General features: G+C 65.5%; 14 protein-coding genes and 1 pseudogene. 8 read left to right on the top strand and 7 right to left on the bottom strand.

Going from position 1 to position 16,158, the window contains the following annotated elements; all coding sequences use genetic code 11:
* The 4 genes from AB0I72_RS27805 to AB0I72_RS27820 form a co-directional block, all read right to left on the bottom strand.
* A partial coding sequence (locus AB0I72_RS27805) for a WhiB family transcriptional regulator (protein WP_358573914.1) occupies nt 1-308 on the bottom strand: 308 nt, incomplete at its 3' end.
* Between the two features lie 716 nt (nt 309-1,024).
* The gene (locus AB0I72_RS27810) at nt 1,025-1,864 is read right to left on the bottom strand and encodes a replication-relaxation family protein (protein WP_358573917.1); all 840 of its coding nucleotides are present in this window, start codon (nt 1,862-1,864) and stop codon (nt 1,025-1,027) included.
* A gap of 204 nt (nt 1,865-2,068) precedes the next feature.
* A complete protein-coding gene (locus tag AB0I72_RS27815; protein ID WP_358573920.1) occupies nt 2,069-2,467 on the bottom strand; it encodes a hypothetical protein in 399 nt (132 codons plus the stop codon).
* Between the two features lie 358 nt (nt 2,468-2,825).
* Nucleotides 2,826-3,323 (bottom strand): ATP-binding protein, encoded by a 498-nt coding sequence (locus AB0I72_RS27820; protein WP_358573922.1) that lies wholly within the window; start codon nt 3,321-3,323, stop codon nt 2,826-2,828.
* Nucleotides 3,324-3,503: 180 nt separating this feature from the next.
* On the opposite strand from AB0I72_RS27820, the gene AB0I72_RS27825 reads away from it, so the two are divergent.
* Nucleotides 3,504-4,331, top strand: a complete 828-nt coding sequence (locus AB0I72_RS27825) for a helix-turn-helix transcriptional regulator (protein ID WP_358573925.1) — start codon at nt 3,504-3,506, stop codon at nt 4,329-4,331.
* Nucleotides 4,324-4,500, top strand: a complete 177-nt coding sequence (locus AB0I72_RS27830) for a DUF397 domain-containing protein (RefSeq protein WP_358573928.1) — start codon at nt 4,324-4,326, stop codon at nt 4,498-4,500. Before AB0I72_RS27825 ends, AB0I72_RS27830 begins: the two co-directional genes overlap by 8 nt.
* 116 nt (nt 4,501-4,616) lie before the next feature.
* Here the strand turns inward: AB0I72_RS27830 and AB0I72_RS27835 are convergent, their stop codons facing one another.
* Genes AB0I72_RS27835 through AB0I72_RS27845 form a run of 3 tightly spaced genes read right to left on the bottom strand, consistent with a single transcriptional unit; the run spans nt 4,617 to nt 8,239 of the window.
* The gene (locus AB0I72_RS27835; protein ID WP_358573931.1) at nt 4,617-5,195 is read right to left on the bottom strand and encodes a hypothetical protein; all 579 of its coding nucleotides are present in this window, start codon (nt 5,193-5,195) and stop codon (nt 4,617-4,619) included.
* A 43-nt stretch (nt 5,196-5,238) separates the two neighbouring features.
* Nucleotides 5,239-7,854: a hypothetical protein gene (locus AB0I72_RS27840; protein ID WP_358573933.1), complete on the bottom strand. Its 2,616-nt coding sequence runs from the start codon at nt 7,852-7,854 to the stop codon at nt 5,239-5,241.
* A gap of 52 nt (nt 7,855-7,906) precedes the next feature.
* Nucleotides 7,907-8,239 (bottom strand): hypothetical protein, encoded by a 333-nt coding sequence (locus AB0I72_RS27845; protein WP_358573936.1) that lies wholly within the window; start codon nt 8,237-8,239, stop codon nt 7,907-7,909.
* A 1,013-nt stretch (nt 8,240-9,252) separates the two neighbouring features.
* On the opposite strand from AB0I72_RS27845, the gene AB0I72_RS27850 reads away from it, so the two are divergent.
* The 6 genes and pseudogenes from AB0I72_RS27850 to AB0I72_RS27875 all read left to right on the top strand — a co-directional run.
* On the top strand, nt 9,253-9,978 hold the full coding sequence (locus AB0I72_RS27850; protein ID WP_358573938.1) for a hypothetical protein: 726 nt from the start codon (nt 9,253-9,255) through the stop codon (nt 9,976-9,978).
* Nucleotides 9,979-9,988: 10 nt separating this feature from the next.
* Entirely contained in the window at nt 9,989-11,005 is a 1,017-nt protein-coding gene (locus tag AB0I72_RS27855) for an asparaginase (RefSeq protein WP_358573940.1), read from the top strand.
* A 35-nt stretch (nt 11,006-11,040) separates the two neighbouring features.
* Nucleotides 11,041-11,508 (top strand): DUF296 domain-containing protein, encoded by a 468-nt coding sequence (locus AB0I72_RS27860; protein WP_358573943.1) that lies wholly within the window; start codon nt 11,041-11,043, stop codon nt 11,506-11,508.
* A gap of 10 nt (nt 11,509-11,518) precedes the next feature.
* A complete protein-coding gene (locus AB0I72_RS27865; protein ID WP_358573945.1) occupies nt 11,519-11,971 on the top strand; it encodes an NUDIX domain-containing protein in 453 nt (150 codons plus the stop codon).
* Nucleotides 11,972-12,115: 144 nt separating this feature from the next.
* Nucleotides 12,116-15,151, top strand: a complete 3,036-nt coding sequence (locus AB0I72_RS27870) for an AAA domain-containing protein (RefSeq protein ID WP_358573947.1) — start codon at nt 12,116-12,118, stop codon at nt 15,149-15,151.
* A gap of 714 nt (nt 15,152-15,865) precedes the next feature.
* Nucleotides 15,866-16,158: pseudogene (locus AB0I72_RS27875) on the top strand (hypothetical protein); the annotation flags it as partial.

The raw sequence follows: 16,158 nt of genomic DNA on the forward strand, positions 1-16,158 counted from the left end.
TCACCGCGCTTCATCGCCTCGGCCAGACAATTGACCTGCACCGGACACACCCCACAGACCCGCTTGGCCGCACGCACCGACCCACCCTGGGCCGGAAACCACAGATCCGGGTCCATCCCCCAACACGCCGCATACGCCTGCCAGCCCCCGTCGCGCGGGTCGGGGCGTGTGGGGCCACCAGACGGCCTGTCCGCCCCCGACACACCGCCCCGACCTGTGGGGCGCGGGCGCGGTGTCCCCGCCGCCACGTGGCCCACCAGCCGCCGCTGCCGATTCGCGTCCCCCATATCCGCCCTTTCGCGATCCATCCGGATCCGTCGTCGCTTCCCCCTTGACGACCTCCTAGGAAGACGGCCCCACCACGGATGCGACACCCGACCTGCGAGCGCGAGGTGGCGTCCACGCGGCGCCGCCGATGTTCGCCCGGCGAGCCGCGAAGTAGTTCACGGCAGCAAAGAAAAAGCAGCGCGAGAAGAAAAAGCGCGCCGCCATTCCTCTCGCTCACCTGCACGATCTTGACCGCCCCCGCCCGCACTCAGAACACAACCAGGAGAGCAACAATAAAAGGAGTAGGTGATGGACAAGAAAGGAGGTGGGAGGGGCGGGTGGGTGGGAGTCGCAGGGGCGTCTCAGAGAGGGTGTGCGGGGGCGGGCCCGCCTCCGCACACCCCAGGCGCCGCGCGCCCTACGTGAAGAGGACTACCCACTTGGGTATACAGCCGGGGCGGCCGATGGACCACCCCACAACCCGCCCGACCTGCACTGAACACACCACCGAGGATGGTCCACCCAAGGCCGGAGCACCAGACGGAGGCCACGGCGGTCGCGGTAACGGCCCACTTACCGGCCCAGTCACAGGCGGAGTCACAGGCCCGCCAATGGAGTACCCCCACCACGGCCGCGACCGCCCATCAAGGCTTCACCGGACCCCACCAACCATCCTTCCCTGTCTTCCCGTCGCCACCGAATACCCATCCTTTCTCACAGCAGCTGCACTCGGGAATAACCCGACCTTCCACCAGGTCTAGTAATTGCCTTTCTCCTCGCAGGGATAGGCATTGGGGATATCGCACAGCTCCACCCGGTCACGGCAGTGAGCCAGCCGCCAGATCGGCGCACCCGCCCCTTCCACCGCCAGGCGGTGGTGGGTGGTCAGGTACACCCCCACCGTGCCGGTGCAGGCGGAGGCGAGCGTGCGCGCCGCGTTGTCCTCGCGCCGGTCGGAGTGGACTATGAACAGCACGATCGAGGGCAGCTTGCTGGTCTGGGCCAGGAGCGCATACCCCGGCATCTTCCGCTTGAGCTGGGCGAGGGGTTCGGTGCCGGTGTCGTACTCCACGAACGCGTCCAGGACCACCTCGCCCTCCTCCCAGCGCACGAGGGCGTCGGGGCGGACGTAGCGGCCCCGCCTCTCCTTACACTCGCGCTCCGACCTCCACCGGAGCAGATCAGCGCCCACCTCGCGGGCGCTCTCGACGAACTGGGCGCGGGTCGCGGCTAGGCCGAGGATGTGGTCCAACCTTGGCGAGTGGGCCAGTGCCAGGGCCCGGTCGGAGCGGAAGTTCAGCTCGTCGGGCTCCTTGTCCTGGTACAGGGCGACCAACACCGCTCCGGTGGGGGACAGGATCCAGTGGTCGGGGGCGTTGCGGTCGTGGGCGTGGCGGCGGAACCGGTTGAGCAGCCCGTACCGGTACAAGGTCAGCAGCCGGGAGCGGGCCCGGCGGGGTCCGGCATGAGGGAAGTAGATGCGGTGCAGGTGGTGGGTGGTCATCACCTGGTGCTCCCACAGGCCCACCAGGATCTGCCGGTCCCGGTCGGTGATCCGGGGAGCCAACCTCGACAGTGTCTGCTCGTACTCGTTCACGCGCACCCTCCCAGGGGTCGTCGCCCTTCTCCGCCTTACGTCCCTCATAGGGAGACAGGACCGGAGGCGGATGCGACGCCGAGCGCCCGAATCTCCGCCCTCGGAGATTCAGGCGTGCGCGGGCGTTCCTGCGGTCACGCACACCCATGAAGTAGGCGGGTGGTGCCGCTGCGGCGACACCACCCTCATCCCGATCGGAACCGCTCAGCCGACCGTGTTGAGATAGGTCCGGACCACCGCGGCGAGATCGGCCAGGTCGTCCGGAGCCCGCTGCGGTGGAGCGGCCAACAGGTCACCCTCAGGAACGCGGGGACAGGGAACCCGCGTCCGGATCTGGGGTGGCGGGGGCATGTAAGGGCGTACCAGCGCCCCCGCCACCTCATCCGGATCGTCCTCGGGTACCGCCTCGAACCCGTCCGCGTGGTAGCCGCGCGCCCAGTAGGAAGCCACATCTTCGACCGACGCCATCCGCCTCGCCAAGAGGCTCGGCTCGGGCGCGGTTGCCGACACAGCCGGAACAGGCGGCTGCGGGCGTTCAGGCAGGGGAGGGATCGCGGTCCTGTCGCGCTTGGGCGGGTCGGGGACGAACACGAACGTCAGCATCGTGGCCAACGTCGCGGTGGCAAGGGCCCAGAGCTGGCCCGCGAGGGTTCGCTGCCGCCTGCGGTGGCGGCCGGTAGTGTGTTGCACGGTCATCCTCCTGCGTGCTCAGGTGGTTGATCACGCCCCGACTCGGTGGTGCAACACCGATCGGGGCATCTTCGTGTGTGCCGCTGAGGCGGGTGTCATTGGCCCCGGGACCACACACTCCGGAACTGCGCTTCCCACCCACACGACACAAAGGGAACAAAGTTCCCAATGCCAGCGAAAACTGTGCCGGTTTCGCTGGGATGGTTGATGGTGGCTTGGGTGAACGAGGTTCTTCAATACCTGTGGCCCGGAAACGTCACCGGACCCAGAATCACCACGGCAGACGGGTGCGCCCGGAACGGTCGAAAGCGGCACGAACCGTCAACGGCCCGCCCCGCTCGCCGGTGAAGTCCCAGTACAGGGCCATCGAGTCCACCAGCGCCAACCCGTACCCGCCTTCCGCCACGAGGGCTTCCCGCTCCGCCGGACCGGCCGCGGTGGCGACTTCGGGCACGGTCACCTTCGCTTCCGGCCGAGGACCGTCATCGGTGACACGGAGCAGGAAGAGGCAGCGGCGCCTCTCGATCTCGATCCGCACCCGGCCTCCCGGAAGCCCCGAAGCTGTATGCCTCAACGCGTTGGCGTGCAGCTCGGCCAGCGACACGACCAGGGGTTGGGTCGCCGAAGGCGTCGCCCTGATGGCGCGCGTGGCCCATCGGCGCGCGGTCCGCACGTGCTCGGGGTCGGGCCCGCACACCAGGCCGCTCACGTCCGGGTTCGTGGGAGGGATGCGTTTGGGCAGGTCGATGGTCGGCTGGACTGAGGCCATGGTTTTCCACCGGGTCCTTTCGCTGTCGCTTTGGTCGCTGTGGGAGAGCCCGTGCGAAAAGGATGTGGCCAGGACGATCGCCCGGTGAAGGCTGCACGGAGAGTTCCCGAATCTTCCATGGGCCTCTGGAATTCTGTGGAATCCCCCATTGGGCGTGACTCTTTGTGGTCACATGGCCTCATGCACACAGACGAACGTGCCCTCAAGGCCTTCGGACGGGAACTGCGCAGGCTGCGCACGGAAGCCGAGCTGACCCAACAGGCCCTGGCCCGGCGGGTCAGCCAACGCGGCACCACGATCAGCGACTCGCACGTGTCCGACATCGAGAACGGCCGGGCGATGGCCCGGCCGTGGCTACGGAAGTTCCTGGACGAGATCCTGGAGAGCGACGGCAGGTTGGAGCAGCTCTGGGAGGAGCTGACGGGCTCCGGCCGTCAGGTGTGGCTGCACGAGGTCACCAAGCGCACCCACGCCGCCGACGCCCTGTTCGAGTACCAGCCCCTGGTGTTCCCCGGTTACCTCCAGACCCAGGACTACTCCTACGCGCTCATCCGATACGGAGCACCGTGGCTTTCCCATGAGCAGGTCCTGGCCCTCGCCAAGGAGAGGAGCGACCGCGCCAAGCGCATGGCCGAAGCCGTGGCCCCGATGATCTGGCTGATCATCGACCAGAGCGTCCTCTGGCGCCGCTACGGATCCCCGCAGGTGCAGCGGAACCAACTGGCGTATGTAGCCCATCAGATCGAACGCGAACGGATCACCGTGCAGATGCTCCCGGTCCGGGCTCCACGGCACGCGGGAACGTCAGGACCCAGGCGCATCATCACCACCGCGGACGAACCCGAAGTGGTGTACATGGAATCGGCTGAGGAGGGCCGTATCATCTCCGGCTCAGCCGACATCAGCCGGAGCCGTATGGTGTTCACTGCTCTACAAGGGGCCTCCAGGGACCCACAGGAGACACTGCAAGCCGTCCACGACGAGATGAAGGCGATCGACGATGAGTGACTGGCACAAGAGCAGTTACAGCGGTGGGACCAACGAGTGCGTCGAGGTCCGCGAGCACAGCACAGGAGCAGACGTCCGCGACACCCAGAACCGCAGGTCGGGACACCTGACCTTCAGCGGTCTCGAATGGCGCGCCTTCGTTGACACACTCCACTCCACCAGCGAGTGAGCGCCTACGAGATCGCCTCGCCGTTCTCCAGGTAGACCATCGTGCCCTCCTCACGGTCGCGTGTGCCGTGGGTGATCCTGCGCGCGAGCCGGGGGATCGTCACCTCCGCGATCGACTCATTCCCCTGAACCGCATGTCACATATTCTTCAATACTCTCCACATACTCCTCGTGGGAATCGAAGTCCTCCCAATACGAATCCAAATAGAATTCCGAGAACTCATACCCATTCATGGGGTCACCACACCAGTCCACCTCGTTCACCTCAAGAGCAAGCACCATCGCCTGAATAACTTCACTTTCACTGACGCCAGAACCGCTACCAAGATCCCATTCATCTGAATCCACAGCTACACGGTATCCCCCATCGATTTCAGCAATGGCTCCAGAGCTCAGTAGTATCTCCATTCCATCAAAATGAGCGAGGCCCTCAGCTTCCTCGAATTCTCTCCGCTCCTCATAGTAATCCCTAATGTTCTCCATGACGGATCCATCTTCATCCCTGGCAAACATCTCCTGGAGAACATAGGCATTAATGGTGGCTGACGCCCAGATCTTCGTCACATACTCACCAGAAGCCTCAGAACTGGGAGAATCATCTTCGCTCGATTGTTCCTCAGTAAACTCACAGGCAGAAATAAGAGCAACCATGATCACAGAAACGAAAACCAGAGTCGATGAAGTCGACTTCTTCACAATCGCTCACCTATCATACTAAAAACGAAGCACCACTCGCCCACTAGGAGCTCGGCGAGTTCGCCGCAACCCCTTCATAGAGGCCGTCGATATTGCCCTTGGTATAGCGCATCTGATCCTGGATGGGGTCGTAGTAGCGGCCGAAGTATTCAGTGAAGTTCGACGAGAAGCCGGCCCCAGATTCGGTTTCCCTCGGAACCCAGTCGATCTCGCTGGATTCCAGGAAGCTGTTCAACGCCTCCTGCACTCCGGAAGAGTTCGGGGCGTCGTCCCCTGCCTCGCCGTCGAAGTCGATGTAGTACTCCCCGTCACGCTCCCCGAGCAGTCCTGCGCGCTCCAGCACCTCCTGCGGGGTGGCACCGCCCGCATCATCGATCCTGATGTCATCGTTAATGACCGGGAGCTTTCCGCCACCGCGCTCGATGACCTCGGAGAGAACCCTCGCGCTCGTGTAGTATTCGACGTCGATCGCCGTGGTCGTACTGTCCACGTGGGACGTAGCGCTCACATAGTCATCGAACGCCTGGTTGATGAGGTCTGGAGCGATGAACTGTCCCGTACTTTGGAGTACCACGCCAACCCCTGGAACCAGGCCCAGGGCATTGTTGCCGGAGTTCGCCACACCGTCGACAATCTTCCTCCTCATCGCCTGCTCTTCTTCGAGGTCGAGGTTTCGGTTGACCGCTTCGTTGTGCAGAGCTGCATCCACGAGAGACTGAAGAACACCGGCGTTGGCGCCTGTCTCCACACTGTTGCCGGTCTCCAGGTAGAGCTCGGTCTGGGCAGCCGAATAAACCGCCGACGCTGTATGGGCTCGCACAGCAGAATCCTCGTTACCCATCACGTACTCGAGGAAGATCAGACGCTCAGTCGGAGACATCTCGAGTTTCCTGGAATCATCATTCCAACGATCTTCGCCTTCCTCCCTCTCCCACTCGAAGTCCACATGCCCATTGTCGATGCCCTCTTCGTCGGCGAAGCTCTCGATGTACAGCTCGAAGATGTGAGCGAACCCGTCAGCGACCTCTCCGTTGACTGCTGTGAAGGGCGCGTTGGGAACTTCCGTCCCGTCAGCGAGTTCCACCTCGATGCCCGTGTCGGAGAGGGCGTCGTGCATGTCCTTGGTAGTGATCGTTTCCATGAGGCCGTCCATCGCCTCAGCGGCCATGCGCCGCTCAGCCTCGTCGTCGCTCCACGCCGTGTCCTCGATCCACTCGGTCAGACCACGGGCCGCCTCCCCGTCATCTCCCCATTCGTGGGTGTAGAGGTCTTCGATGATGCGGTTCGTGACATTTTCCGCAGTCTCCTCTGTCCAGGGAAGGTCCCCCTCGACACCTTCGGGATACTCCCCGGTGAGAATCGCGTAGTTGGCGTCCTCGTTCCGCGTCGCGACATCGACAAGGCCTGACATGTCACTGTCGTCGCTTCCCAAAGCGTCGATCCGCGTCAGCGAGAGCGAGATAGTGTCCATCATGCGTGTGGAGAACTCGGCGCCACCCTCCATGTCCTCATGGGAGTGTTCGAGGAGATCATTGAGGTAGCCCGCCCTCTCCATCCAGTCCTCATGAGTCCCGGAGAAGCCACCGGCAGTCCTGGTACCACTGAAATCCGGCCCGCCGATCACGGATCGCACAGATGCGGGCAACTCGTCGTACCCACCGCCCACCCGCTCGTCGGACAGGGCGAGCAGACCGTCTCCCAGGACACCGAGCGCGTGTTCACGTTCCTCGTCGCTCAGGTGGTCGCCCTCCATCTGCGCGGGGATACCGATTACACCCATGCTGTTGGGGTTCGGGTTCTCCTCCAGCTCGTCGTAGAACGCTCGGAGGAAATCCAACTCCTCGTTTCGGTAGCCTGTGCCGCCCTGCTGGGCCTGCATCGCGTTGGTGGTGATCATGCTCATCATGAGCATGAGTTCGTGGTAACGCTCATCGAGCGGCTTGTGTCCGGACCAGTAGTCCTCCAGCTCCTCGGCCCACTCCTCGGCGTTCTCCTCAGTCAGCTCCCGGCCATCGACCAGCATCGTGTAGTGGTTCGGGTCGAGGTTGTAGAAGGCCCAGGAGTTGATTCCCGCGTCGATGAGCGCCTGGACGTTGGCCCTCGTGGGCCCCTGCCGCAGCCTGTCTGCGATCTCGTCGGCGTTGTCCTCGAACGCCTGGTAGTTGGTGCGTTCGCGCGTCTCCAGGTCCGCCACCTTGGCCACGACCTCGTCGTAGATGGATCGGCACTTGTTCTCGTCACCGAGCAGGCCGAATCCCTCGCTCTCTGGGTAGGTCGCGGTGATGGTCCGGCCCTGGTACTTGTCCGGGATCTCGGACCTCTTCGTCCCGAGGAACTCCCACCACTCGGACATCTGAGCCGAGCGCTCCTCCTTGAAGGTCTCCACGTGCTGTGCCCACATCTCGACCATGGAGGAGGCGTAGACGATCGCCGTTCCGGCGTCGCGCCACAACTGGAGCTCCTCGGCGGACTGGCCTTGGATGTTCCAGGCCATGAGATCGGTGAACTGGTTAGCCGCGTCGTTGAAGTCGGCGTCGAGGTCGTCCGCCCTGCCCAAAAGTCGGGACTGGAGGATGTCCAGCTCTTCTGCTCGGGTTCGGATCGCCTCGGGGTTCGCGGCCGTGGTTCGGGCCTGGAAAGAGATGTCGAAGGAAGCCATTGCACGCTCTGCTGTCAGGGGAGTGATCGGGGGCAGGGACAGGGTCGGAGGATCAGAAGTTGACTTCCAGGTTCACACCCAGGTCCCAGGGGGTCTGGTAGTCCCCGGCGGCTTCCTGGTCGTTCCGGGCGATCTCGGAGGCGCCCGCCTGGATGTTGTCGGCGAGCTGCAGACCGTGTTCCTGCACCTCGACGATGGCCGGACCGTACTCCTCCTTGTACGCGCGCAGCGCGGAGGAAACCTCGTCCCGCTGAGCGACGGTCTCCGCGTCCTCCATGATCAGGTCGAACATATCGGCCAGCCCCGCCATGGACTCGGCTAGGGCCTCAGCTAGCTGAGCGCCCTCATAGCCCTCGATCGGATTCCCACCGGACTCACCTGACACACCGACAGCCTCTCTGAGATCGGGGACACCCACCAAAGGGGCGTTGCACGACACACGACAGCAATTCCACAACTACAGGAAGTAAACGACACTATAGCCATCCACACCCAGGGAGTGAGCCGCCACAACCCCCGGAAACCCCGGGCGATCACATTCGGTCACATCCGTGATCTTCCTGGTCACGAACACGAGGCCGACCCGCTTCGTGCTCAATTCGTCCTCTCAGCTCCCTACTGACGCGGAACCAAGCAACACGGTGTAAGGGATGGAAGGACATGAAATGGTACTTGTATACACGTGACGGTACGTATCCAGAGGGCTTCCCGCCCGAGGGCGGCGATAAAACCCCGGTGCACCCCCCACGGGTGCACCGGACGGCCGGAGGTGTGCACCTGGCGGGTGCACACCTCCCAGCGGAACGCGGGGCAACCCGGCACAACCGGGCAGCCACCTTCCCCGCTACCTGCGCCTTCTCGTGTTTTCGCAGGTTAGGGCACTCACCGACCGCAGTTCCTGCCCCGCGTCACGAGTCCGCACTGGCGGAAACCGGTACCACACAGAGCCTGTGGACCTGGAATGGGGACGCCTCGCCCGGTGAGAGCGCCTCGCTCGAAGCCCTTCCGGGTTCCTTCTTCGGAGGAGCCACGGTTGAGGTGGGAGTCCACCACGCCTCACGCGGTTCAGGCCATGTCCTCGTCGAGACGACGAAGAATCAGTCGGGCGCGGACCACCAGCCTCGACTGCTGATCGGCCTCAGCGATGGAGACGGACGGCGCATGGTCGCACTGAACGAGCGACGGGCCCGGAGAGCGCGACGGGAGGGACGGCACAGCGGGGACCGCGTCCGGTTACGCATCCCTGACGCCTACGTGCTCGACGATCTCACCCTGGGAGTGCTGTGAGCGGTCAGTTCTCTGGACAGTGCGCTCCTCTACGACGACGCGCTGATCACGGAGCTGAGGGAGGAACTCGACGCGTTCGCGGCCTTTCGCCGCTCCTCCGCGGGGCGGGACATGGTCGCCGAACTGACCGCAGTTTCCCAGCTGTGGGTGGGCTCGGAATTCTGCGCCCGCTACATCCTTCAGCAGTCTGAGCGGCTCACCTCGACACCCGACTTCTGGACCTGGGAACGCACCGGAGAGGAGGCCAGTACCTGGCTGCTCTTCGCCCACAAGCACGACTACCTTCGGGCCCTCTCGAACCGGTTTCCGTCAGGCGCCACGCGATCGTTCTGCCTTCCCGAAGCGGCGGTGAGCAAGGCACCACGAGCCGAACGGATCCTGTTCCTGCTCACCGCGGCTCTCATGGAGTCCTTCGGTATCCGGGTTCAGGTGTCCGACGAACCGGCCTATGGGGCTGTGGAAGGTTTCGTGCTCAACCCTGGCGAGCAGGCGATCGTCGCCAACTGGCTCGGTTCCGACGGTGTCTGGCACGTCGACATGACGGACAGCACGTCGACGCTGCGCGAGTACATGGACGTCACGGGATACGCACGCGCTCACTCGGTGATCAGCGCTGACACGTCGAGGGGAAGACTGTGTTCCCTCGCTGAGTATCTCGAGGTGAACTGGGCGTGGTTGGTTATCCCGGTGTGCCCAGATCGGCGCCTACGGGTTCGCCGGGTTGGCTCCTCCGTCCAGCCGGTTGCTGTCCACGGCCGGTGTCGATCGTGCTTGCCGGTTCATCGGGCGGACGGGTTCCTCCGGGCGTTAGGCTGCCCCTCACAGACCCTGTGGTGAAGGGAGAATCGTGCTCGCGAAGGAGTCCCGCCCTCGGGTGGCGGTGTACGGACTGGGCGGGACGATCGCCATGACCTCCGACGGGTCAGGAGGGGTGGTTCCGGCCCTGTCTGCGGCCCAGCTCGTAGCGGCCGTACCAGGACTGGCCGAGACCGGCATCGACATCGAGGTCGAAGACTTCCGACGGCTTCCCGGTGCCTCCCTGAGTCTGTCCGACCTCACCGATCTGGCCGCGGAGATCGACAAGCGCCTAGCCTCGGGAACGGTGAACGGCGTCGTCGTCACACAGGGCACCGACACCATCGAGGAGACCAGCTACCTGCTCGATCTGTTCCACACCGCCCCGCAACCGGTCGTCGTGACCGGAGCGATGCGCAACCCCACCCTGGCCGGGGCCGACGGGCCCGCGAACCTCCTCGCGGCCGTGCAGACCGCCGCCCATCCGAGTGCGCGGGACCAGGGCGTCCTGGTGGTGCTCACCGACGAGATCCATGCCGCCAGTCGGGTCCGCAAGACCCACGCCACGAGCGTGACCACCTTCCAGTCCCCCAACGGCGGCCCGCTCGGCTACGTGGTGGAGGGAACCCCCCGCCTGCTCAACCACCCCACGGGGCGCACCACGCTCGACCTGTCGAATCTAGGCACGGGACCGCGTGTGGCCCTGGTGACGGTGGCGTTGGGCGACGACGGCCTGCTGCTCGACGGCCTGGCCGAACGGGTCGACGGCGCGGTCATCGCCGCGTTCGGCGTCGGCCACGTCCCGCAACACCTGGTGCCCGCACTCGAAGACCTCGCCGACCAGGTACCGGTGGTGCTCGCTTCCCGGACCGGCGGCGGGGCCGGGCTCGCGGCCACCTACGGATTCCCGGGCTCCGAACAGGACCTGTTGGAGCGGGGGCTGATCCGGGCCGGGTTCCTGGACCCGTACAAGGCACGCATCCTGCTGTGGGCACTGCTGGCCACCGACCGCGACCGTACCGCCATCACGGAGGCCTTCGCCGCCGCCGGTGGCCACTCCCCCGCTTGAGCCCCACCCACCCCCGAAACGAAGCGGAAACCGACGTGCGCAGCCACGAACTGACCCAGGGACGGACCTTCGGCCTCGTCTTCGACCACGGTGAGGACTTCTTCTCGTCCCTCTCCGAGTTCTGCCGAGACAACGACGTCCGCCAGGGCTACATACCGGTCTTCATCGCCGGGTTCGCCCACGTGGACATCGTGGGCACCTGTGAGAAGCTCACCGACCCGGCCGCGCCGGTCTGGTCGAAGGTCCAACTGAACAACGTCGAAGCGCTGGGCGGCGGCACCATCGCCTACGACGAGACCACCGACACCATCTCCCCCCACATCCACGTCTCCGTCGGGCTCAAGGAGCACAGCGCGACGGGTCACACCAGCCACCTGCTCGGCGCCCAGGTCCAGTTCCTCACCGAGATGGTGCTCGTCGAGGTGACATCACCGCAGATGCATCGGGTCCCTGACCCGAACCTCTACGACGTGCCGCTCCTCCGCTTCGGGGGCGACGGCTGAAGCCTGTGATGTGTCGTGCTCACCCGCCTTCGAAAGCGAGCCCTCCCGTGTCCGACACCCCTACGTTCCGCGCACGTTCCCCGTCTCGGTCAAGGGCGTCGCCATCCGCGACGGCCGGGTGTTGTTGTTGCGCAACGAGCGCGACGAGTGGGAGCTGCCGGGCGGCAAGATCGAGATCGGGGAGACTCCCGAGGAGTGCCTGGCCCGGGAGATCGAGGAGGAGACCGGTTGGTCCGTGCGGGTGGCCGAGATCCTCGACTCGTGGATGTACCACATCACCCAGGTGGACCGGCGCGTCTTCATCGTCACCTACGGATGCCATGTGGCCTCCCACGCCCCGGTCGTGGTCTCCAGCGAACACAAGGAGGCCGGGCTGTTCACCGAGGCCCAGGTGCCCGACTTGCCGATACCCGAGGGCTACAAGCGATCGGTCCTGGCCTGGTTCACCCAGTCGCGCATATGAACGAGAGGCGAGCCTGTCCGGTTTCAGGCATCGCGGGGGCGACCTTGGTCGACTCACCGCACCAGGGCGCCTGCGAAACGTCACCTCCTTGGGGCATACTCCTGAACGCCGGTTCCCCAGTGCTGACGACGCCGAAAGGGCCTAGTGACTTCCCCGAGCACGCTCCCCGAACCCGCCGACCAGTTCCTCACCGCCCTCGCCCACGAGGTCAGGGCCCAGTTGGCCGACGACGCCAACTCCAAGGAGAAGGTCGCCCTCAAGGACGGCAAACGCGTCCGGGTCGGCGACAGCGACCATCCACACGAGTACCTGTTCTCCTGCACCCGTTGGAAGGACTCCTTCGACTCCGACCGACTTCTGATACGCCTCTCCCGGTCTCGCCGCCCCTGGCAGCATGCCGCGGCCACAGCCCACCCCGACGGGAAGATCCTCGTTACCACGGAGGCCGACCTCGGTGACCGCCCCGGAAACGTCCAACTCCGTGACGACGAGACGCGGTCTCTGACCGCCCTCGCTGACCGGGTCCGGGACTGCGAGCAGCGGCCCGGGCCTGTGAACGTGGCCACGGCAGCCTGGATCCTCGGAGACGGTGATCCCTCGGTCGGGGCGCTGGCCGACCCGCACCGATACATCAGCGGGTATCGGGACATGACCCTCAACGAACACCAGCGCCGTGCCGTGGAACAGGCCCTGGGCAGCGACATCACCTTCATTTGGGGCCCGCCCGGCACCGGTAAGACCGAGGTGGTCTCCCTCATCATCGAGGGCTCCTACGGTCTCAGTGAACGGATCCTGTTCCTGGCGCCCACCCGGGTGGCCGTCGACCAGGCGCTGGAACGGGTCTGCGAACGGCTGGAAGGCGAGGACGGCTTCGACACCGGCCTGGTGCAGCGGGCTGGTGAGATCGAGGTCGTCTCGCTCCGGGAACGGTTCGGTTCGATGATCGATCCGGAGATGATCGCCGGACGGCTGGGCGTGGACCTGTCCACCCGGGCCGAGGAACTGGAGGAGACCTTCAAGGTCGCCGCAGCCCAGCGCCTCGCACACGAACGCCTCACCCAGGCCGAGGCGGAGCTGGGGAGCGGATGTTCCCTTGCTGGAGAGATCACCGACGAGATCTCCCACCACCGAGCTCAAACCACCCGTGTCCAAAGGGAACTCGACCAGGTGGCCGCGAGCGCCGAGGCGATCGGCACACCCTCGGGACCGTTCGCCAAACGCAAGGCCGAGCGGCTGGCCCGCCTGCTCGAGGAGCGGGATCGCCTGCGCAGCGCCCTCAGTGAAGACCAGTTGCGGCTCGACGCCGCCGCCGCGCGCCTGAAGGACATCAACGCGGCGATCACCGAACGTGTCCGGGAACGGGACTCCGCTCTGGAAGCCACCCGCGGCCTTCCTGCCGCTGAGGCTGTAGAGGAACTGATCGGCCAGACCGAGGCGGAGCTCACCGAAGTCCGGGAGGAGCTCGATGGGCTACTGGCGACGGTCCGCTCCCGGTGCCGGGTCATGGGCACGACCCTGTCCAAGGCCCTGCAAAGCCGCCACCTCATGGACGAGGTGGACACCGTGATCATCGACGAGGCGGGCATGGTCGACCTCCCCTCCGCGTGGTGCGCGGCTGGGTTGGCCGGCAAACGTGTCGTCGTCGCCGGGGACTTCCGCCAGTTGCCCGCCATCACCCAGGCATCGGGGTCCAGGGCGCTCCAGCCCGAGGAACAAGAGCATTCCCGGCAGTGGATGGACCGGGACGTCTTCCACGCCGCGAGGCTGGTCGCCCCTTCGGGGCGCGTGACCGACGACCCTCGCCTGGTCGGCCTGAAGACGCAGTACCGCATGCGTCCCGACATCTGTACCGTGGTCAACCAGGTCGCTTACCGTGACGCTCCCCTGACCACCGGACGCTCGGACAAGTCCCGGCTACCGCACTCACCGCTGGTGGACCAGTCGGTGGTGCTGGTGGACACCTCCGGCAGCCGTGTCCATGTCGGCGGCGCGGGTCGGCACAAGTCCAACCCGGTGCACGAGGCCGTCATCCACGAGCTGGTCCGGGGGCTGCAGTACGACGGGGTCCTACCGGGACGCAAACACGACGATCCCGTCTCACCAGACCAGCGCATGGCGGTCATCTCCCCCTACCGTGACCAGGTCAAGCACCTGCGCAGCAGCCTGAAATACCGGTTCGGCCAGGAGTACGAAGGGCTGGCTGACACCGTGCACCGGTTCCAGGGCAGTCAGCGGCCCCTGATCATCGTGGACACCGTGGCCGGCTCCGGGGACACACCGGGTAACTTCTACAGCGGCACGGGGATGTCCTCGTCCACCGCACGGCTGCTCAACGTGGCACTGAGCCGGGCGCAGGACCACCTCGTGGTTGTCGCCGACGTCGATTACCTGCGCGAGCACCTTCAGCCGGGCAGCGAGACTGTCATCATGCTCGACACCCTGGAGAAGTTGGCGCAGCGGATCCCTGCCCAGGAACTGGTCCCCGTCCGCAGCGCCGGGGACCTCGTCGGCCTCAGCGAGGAGGAGCTGCGCCGCCCCGCCTTCTTCCCTGCCGACGAGGTGACTAAGGCACTGGAGTGGGATCTAGCCCGGGCCACCGAGAGCATCGAGATCTACTGCGCCTTCCTCAACAAGGGCCCCGTCGAACGCTGGCTCAAGCACCTGGCCCCACGTGTCGCCCAGGGGGTGCGGGTCACCGTGTTCACCCGGCCGGTCGGCGACAACCAGGATAAGAACGCCGAACGGCACGAGGAGCAGATCCGGCGCCTGCAGGAAGAAGGGTGCGAGGTGCGCCCCCGCGAGCGGATGCACGAGAAGGTCGTGGTGCTGGATGGCACGGTGCTCTGGCACGGTTCCCTGAACCTGTTGTCGAGCAACGGTCCCACCGACCTGATGATGCGGCTGACCGACCCCGACGCCTGCGAGCGGGTTCGGCACATCGTGGAGCGTGCCCGCCGGGACCAGCCTCTACGGCACGTACGTCAGGCCCAGAGTGAGCAGGAGTCCCCAGCCGACGCCCCCGCCATCGGTGAGGTGGTGGACGACCGCCTCTACCTCAAGGTCCCCTTCGGTGAGAAGGACAAAGCCAAGCGTGAGGTCAAGGCCCGCTGGGATAAACAGGCCCGCCTGTGGTGGGTCCGTCCGGACACGCCACGCGAGAAGCTCACCCGCTGGCTGTGAGGCATCCCCGTCCGCGCCCTGAAAAGGGTGCGGACGGGTTCTGACTCCAGACTCCAGTCACCCTGGGTGTTCGTTATCCCACGGCGTCGGAATCCGATCCACAAGGGTGAGCAACTCGGTTCGAAGACCGACTTCCCCCAACACGCTCGCGTGGTCCCATAGCGCGCTGGAGATCTCGTGGGATGGGATTCGGGGATCGTCGCCCAGCAAGTGGTACAGATGTACTCGTTCCCGGCTGATCTCGAGCGCACCTACATAGCTGCTGCAGCTCAGATACCCGGCCAGCTGTTCACGCAGCCGCTCGGCCCTCTCTCGCATGTCCTTAGGGCGACCACCAAACCATTCGTTGTCCGGGACCCTCCTGCCACGAAACGGCTTCTTCCGAGGGGCAACATCCACGGCCGAATCCACGAACCGCGGCCGGTCCCGTTCCGGGTCGACCTCCCCCCAGCACATCGAGGACCACCGTGATGCCCAGACGACGCTCCGGCTCCCTATCCCAACACGCGGCGACAAGATCTCTCAGCCTCCTTGGGACGCCATCGGAGACCTGCGGTTTCTCCCTTGATCAGACGCCCCAGGCTGGCCATCGGTGTAGCGCCCTGAAAGGGGTTGGTGCCGGTGGCTGCGAAGTGTGCCACTGTCCCGAGCGAGAACAGGTCGGCCGCGGCCCCGGAATACCAACCTTCGCCCGTCGCCTGCTCGGGTGCCATGATGGCGTACTGGGCGGGATGGCCCACAGAGGCCGCCCGGTACGCCGAGCTGGCGCGTGGCCTGGCGACCGAGCACACCGGCACGGCCGCCATCTGGCTCATGTCCCAAAGCGCCCGCACATGGGCGTCACTGGGCAACGGGGAACGAGCGCTCAACGACCTACAGAAAGCCACCGCCCTGCGCGAGCGGTTGGGCACAGACGACCTGGACGAACTCGGCGGGCTCATGCACTTCGCGCACTGCCGCCAGCTCTACTACGGAGCTGAGACGCAGATCTGGATCCCCGGACGCGA

Source organism: Nocardiopsis sp. NPDC049922 (genome assembly GCF_040660275.1).
GTDB lineage: Bacteria > Actinomycetota > Actinomycetes > Streptosporangiales > Streptosporangiaceae > Nocardiopsis.

Excerpts from the sequence above, each read along its gene's own strand:
- AB0I72_RS27815 (WP_358573920.1), bottom strand. The coding sequence starts at position 2,467 with ATGCTGACGTTCGTGTTCGTCCCCGACCCGCCCAAGCGCGACAGGACC.
- AB0I72_RS27820 (WP_358573922.1), bottom strand. The coding sequence starts at position 3,323 with ATGGCCTCAGTCCAGCCGACCATCGACCTGCCCAAACGCATCCCTCCC.
- AB0I72_RS27825 (WP_358573925.1), top strand. The coding sequence starts at position 3,504 with ATGCACACAGACGAACGTGCCCTCAAGGCCTTCGGACGGGAACTGCGC.
- AB0I72_RS27830 (WP_358573928.1), top strand. The coding sequence starts at position 4,324 with ATGAGTGACTGGCACAAGAGCAGTTACAGCGGTGGGACCAACGAGTGC.
- AB0I72_RS27840 (WP_358573933.1), bottom strand. The coding sequence starts at position 7,854 with ATGGCTTCCTTCGACATCTCTTTCCAGGCCCGAACCACGGCCGCGAAC.
- AB0I72_RS27850 (WP_358573938.1), top strand. The coding sequence starts at position 9,253 with ATGGTCGCCGAACTGACCGCAGTTTCCCAGCTGTGGGTGGGCTCGGAA.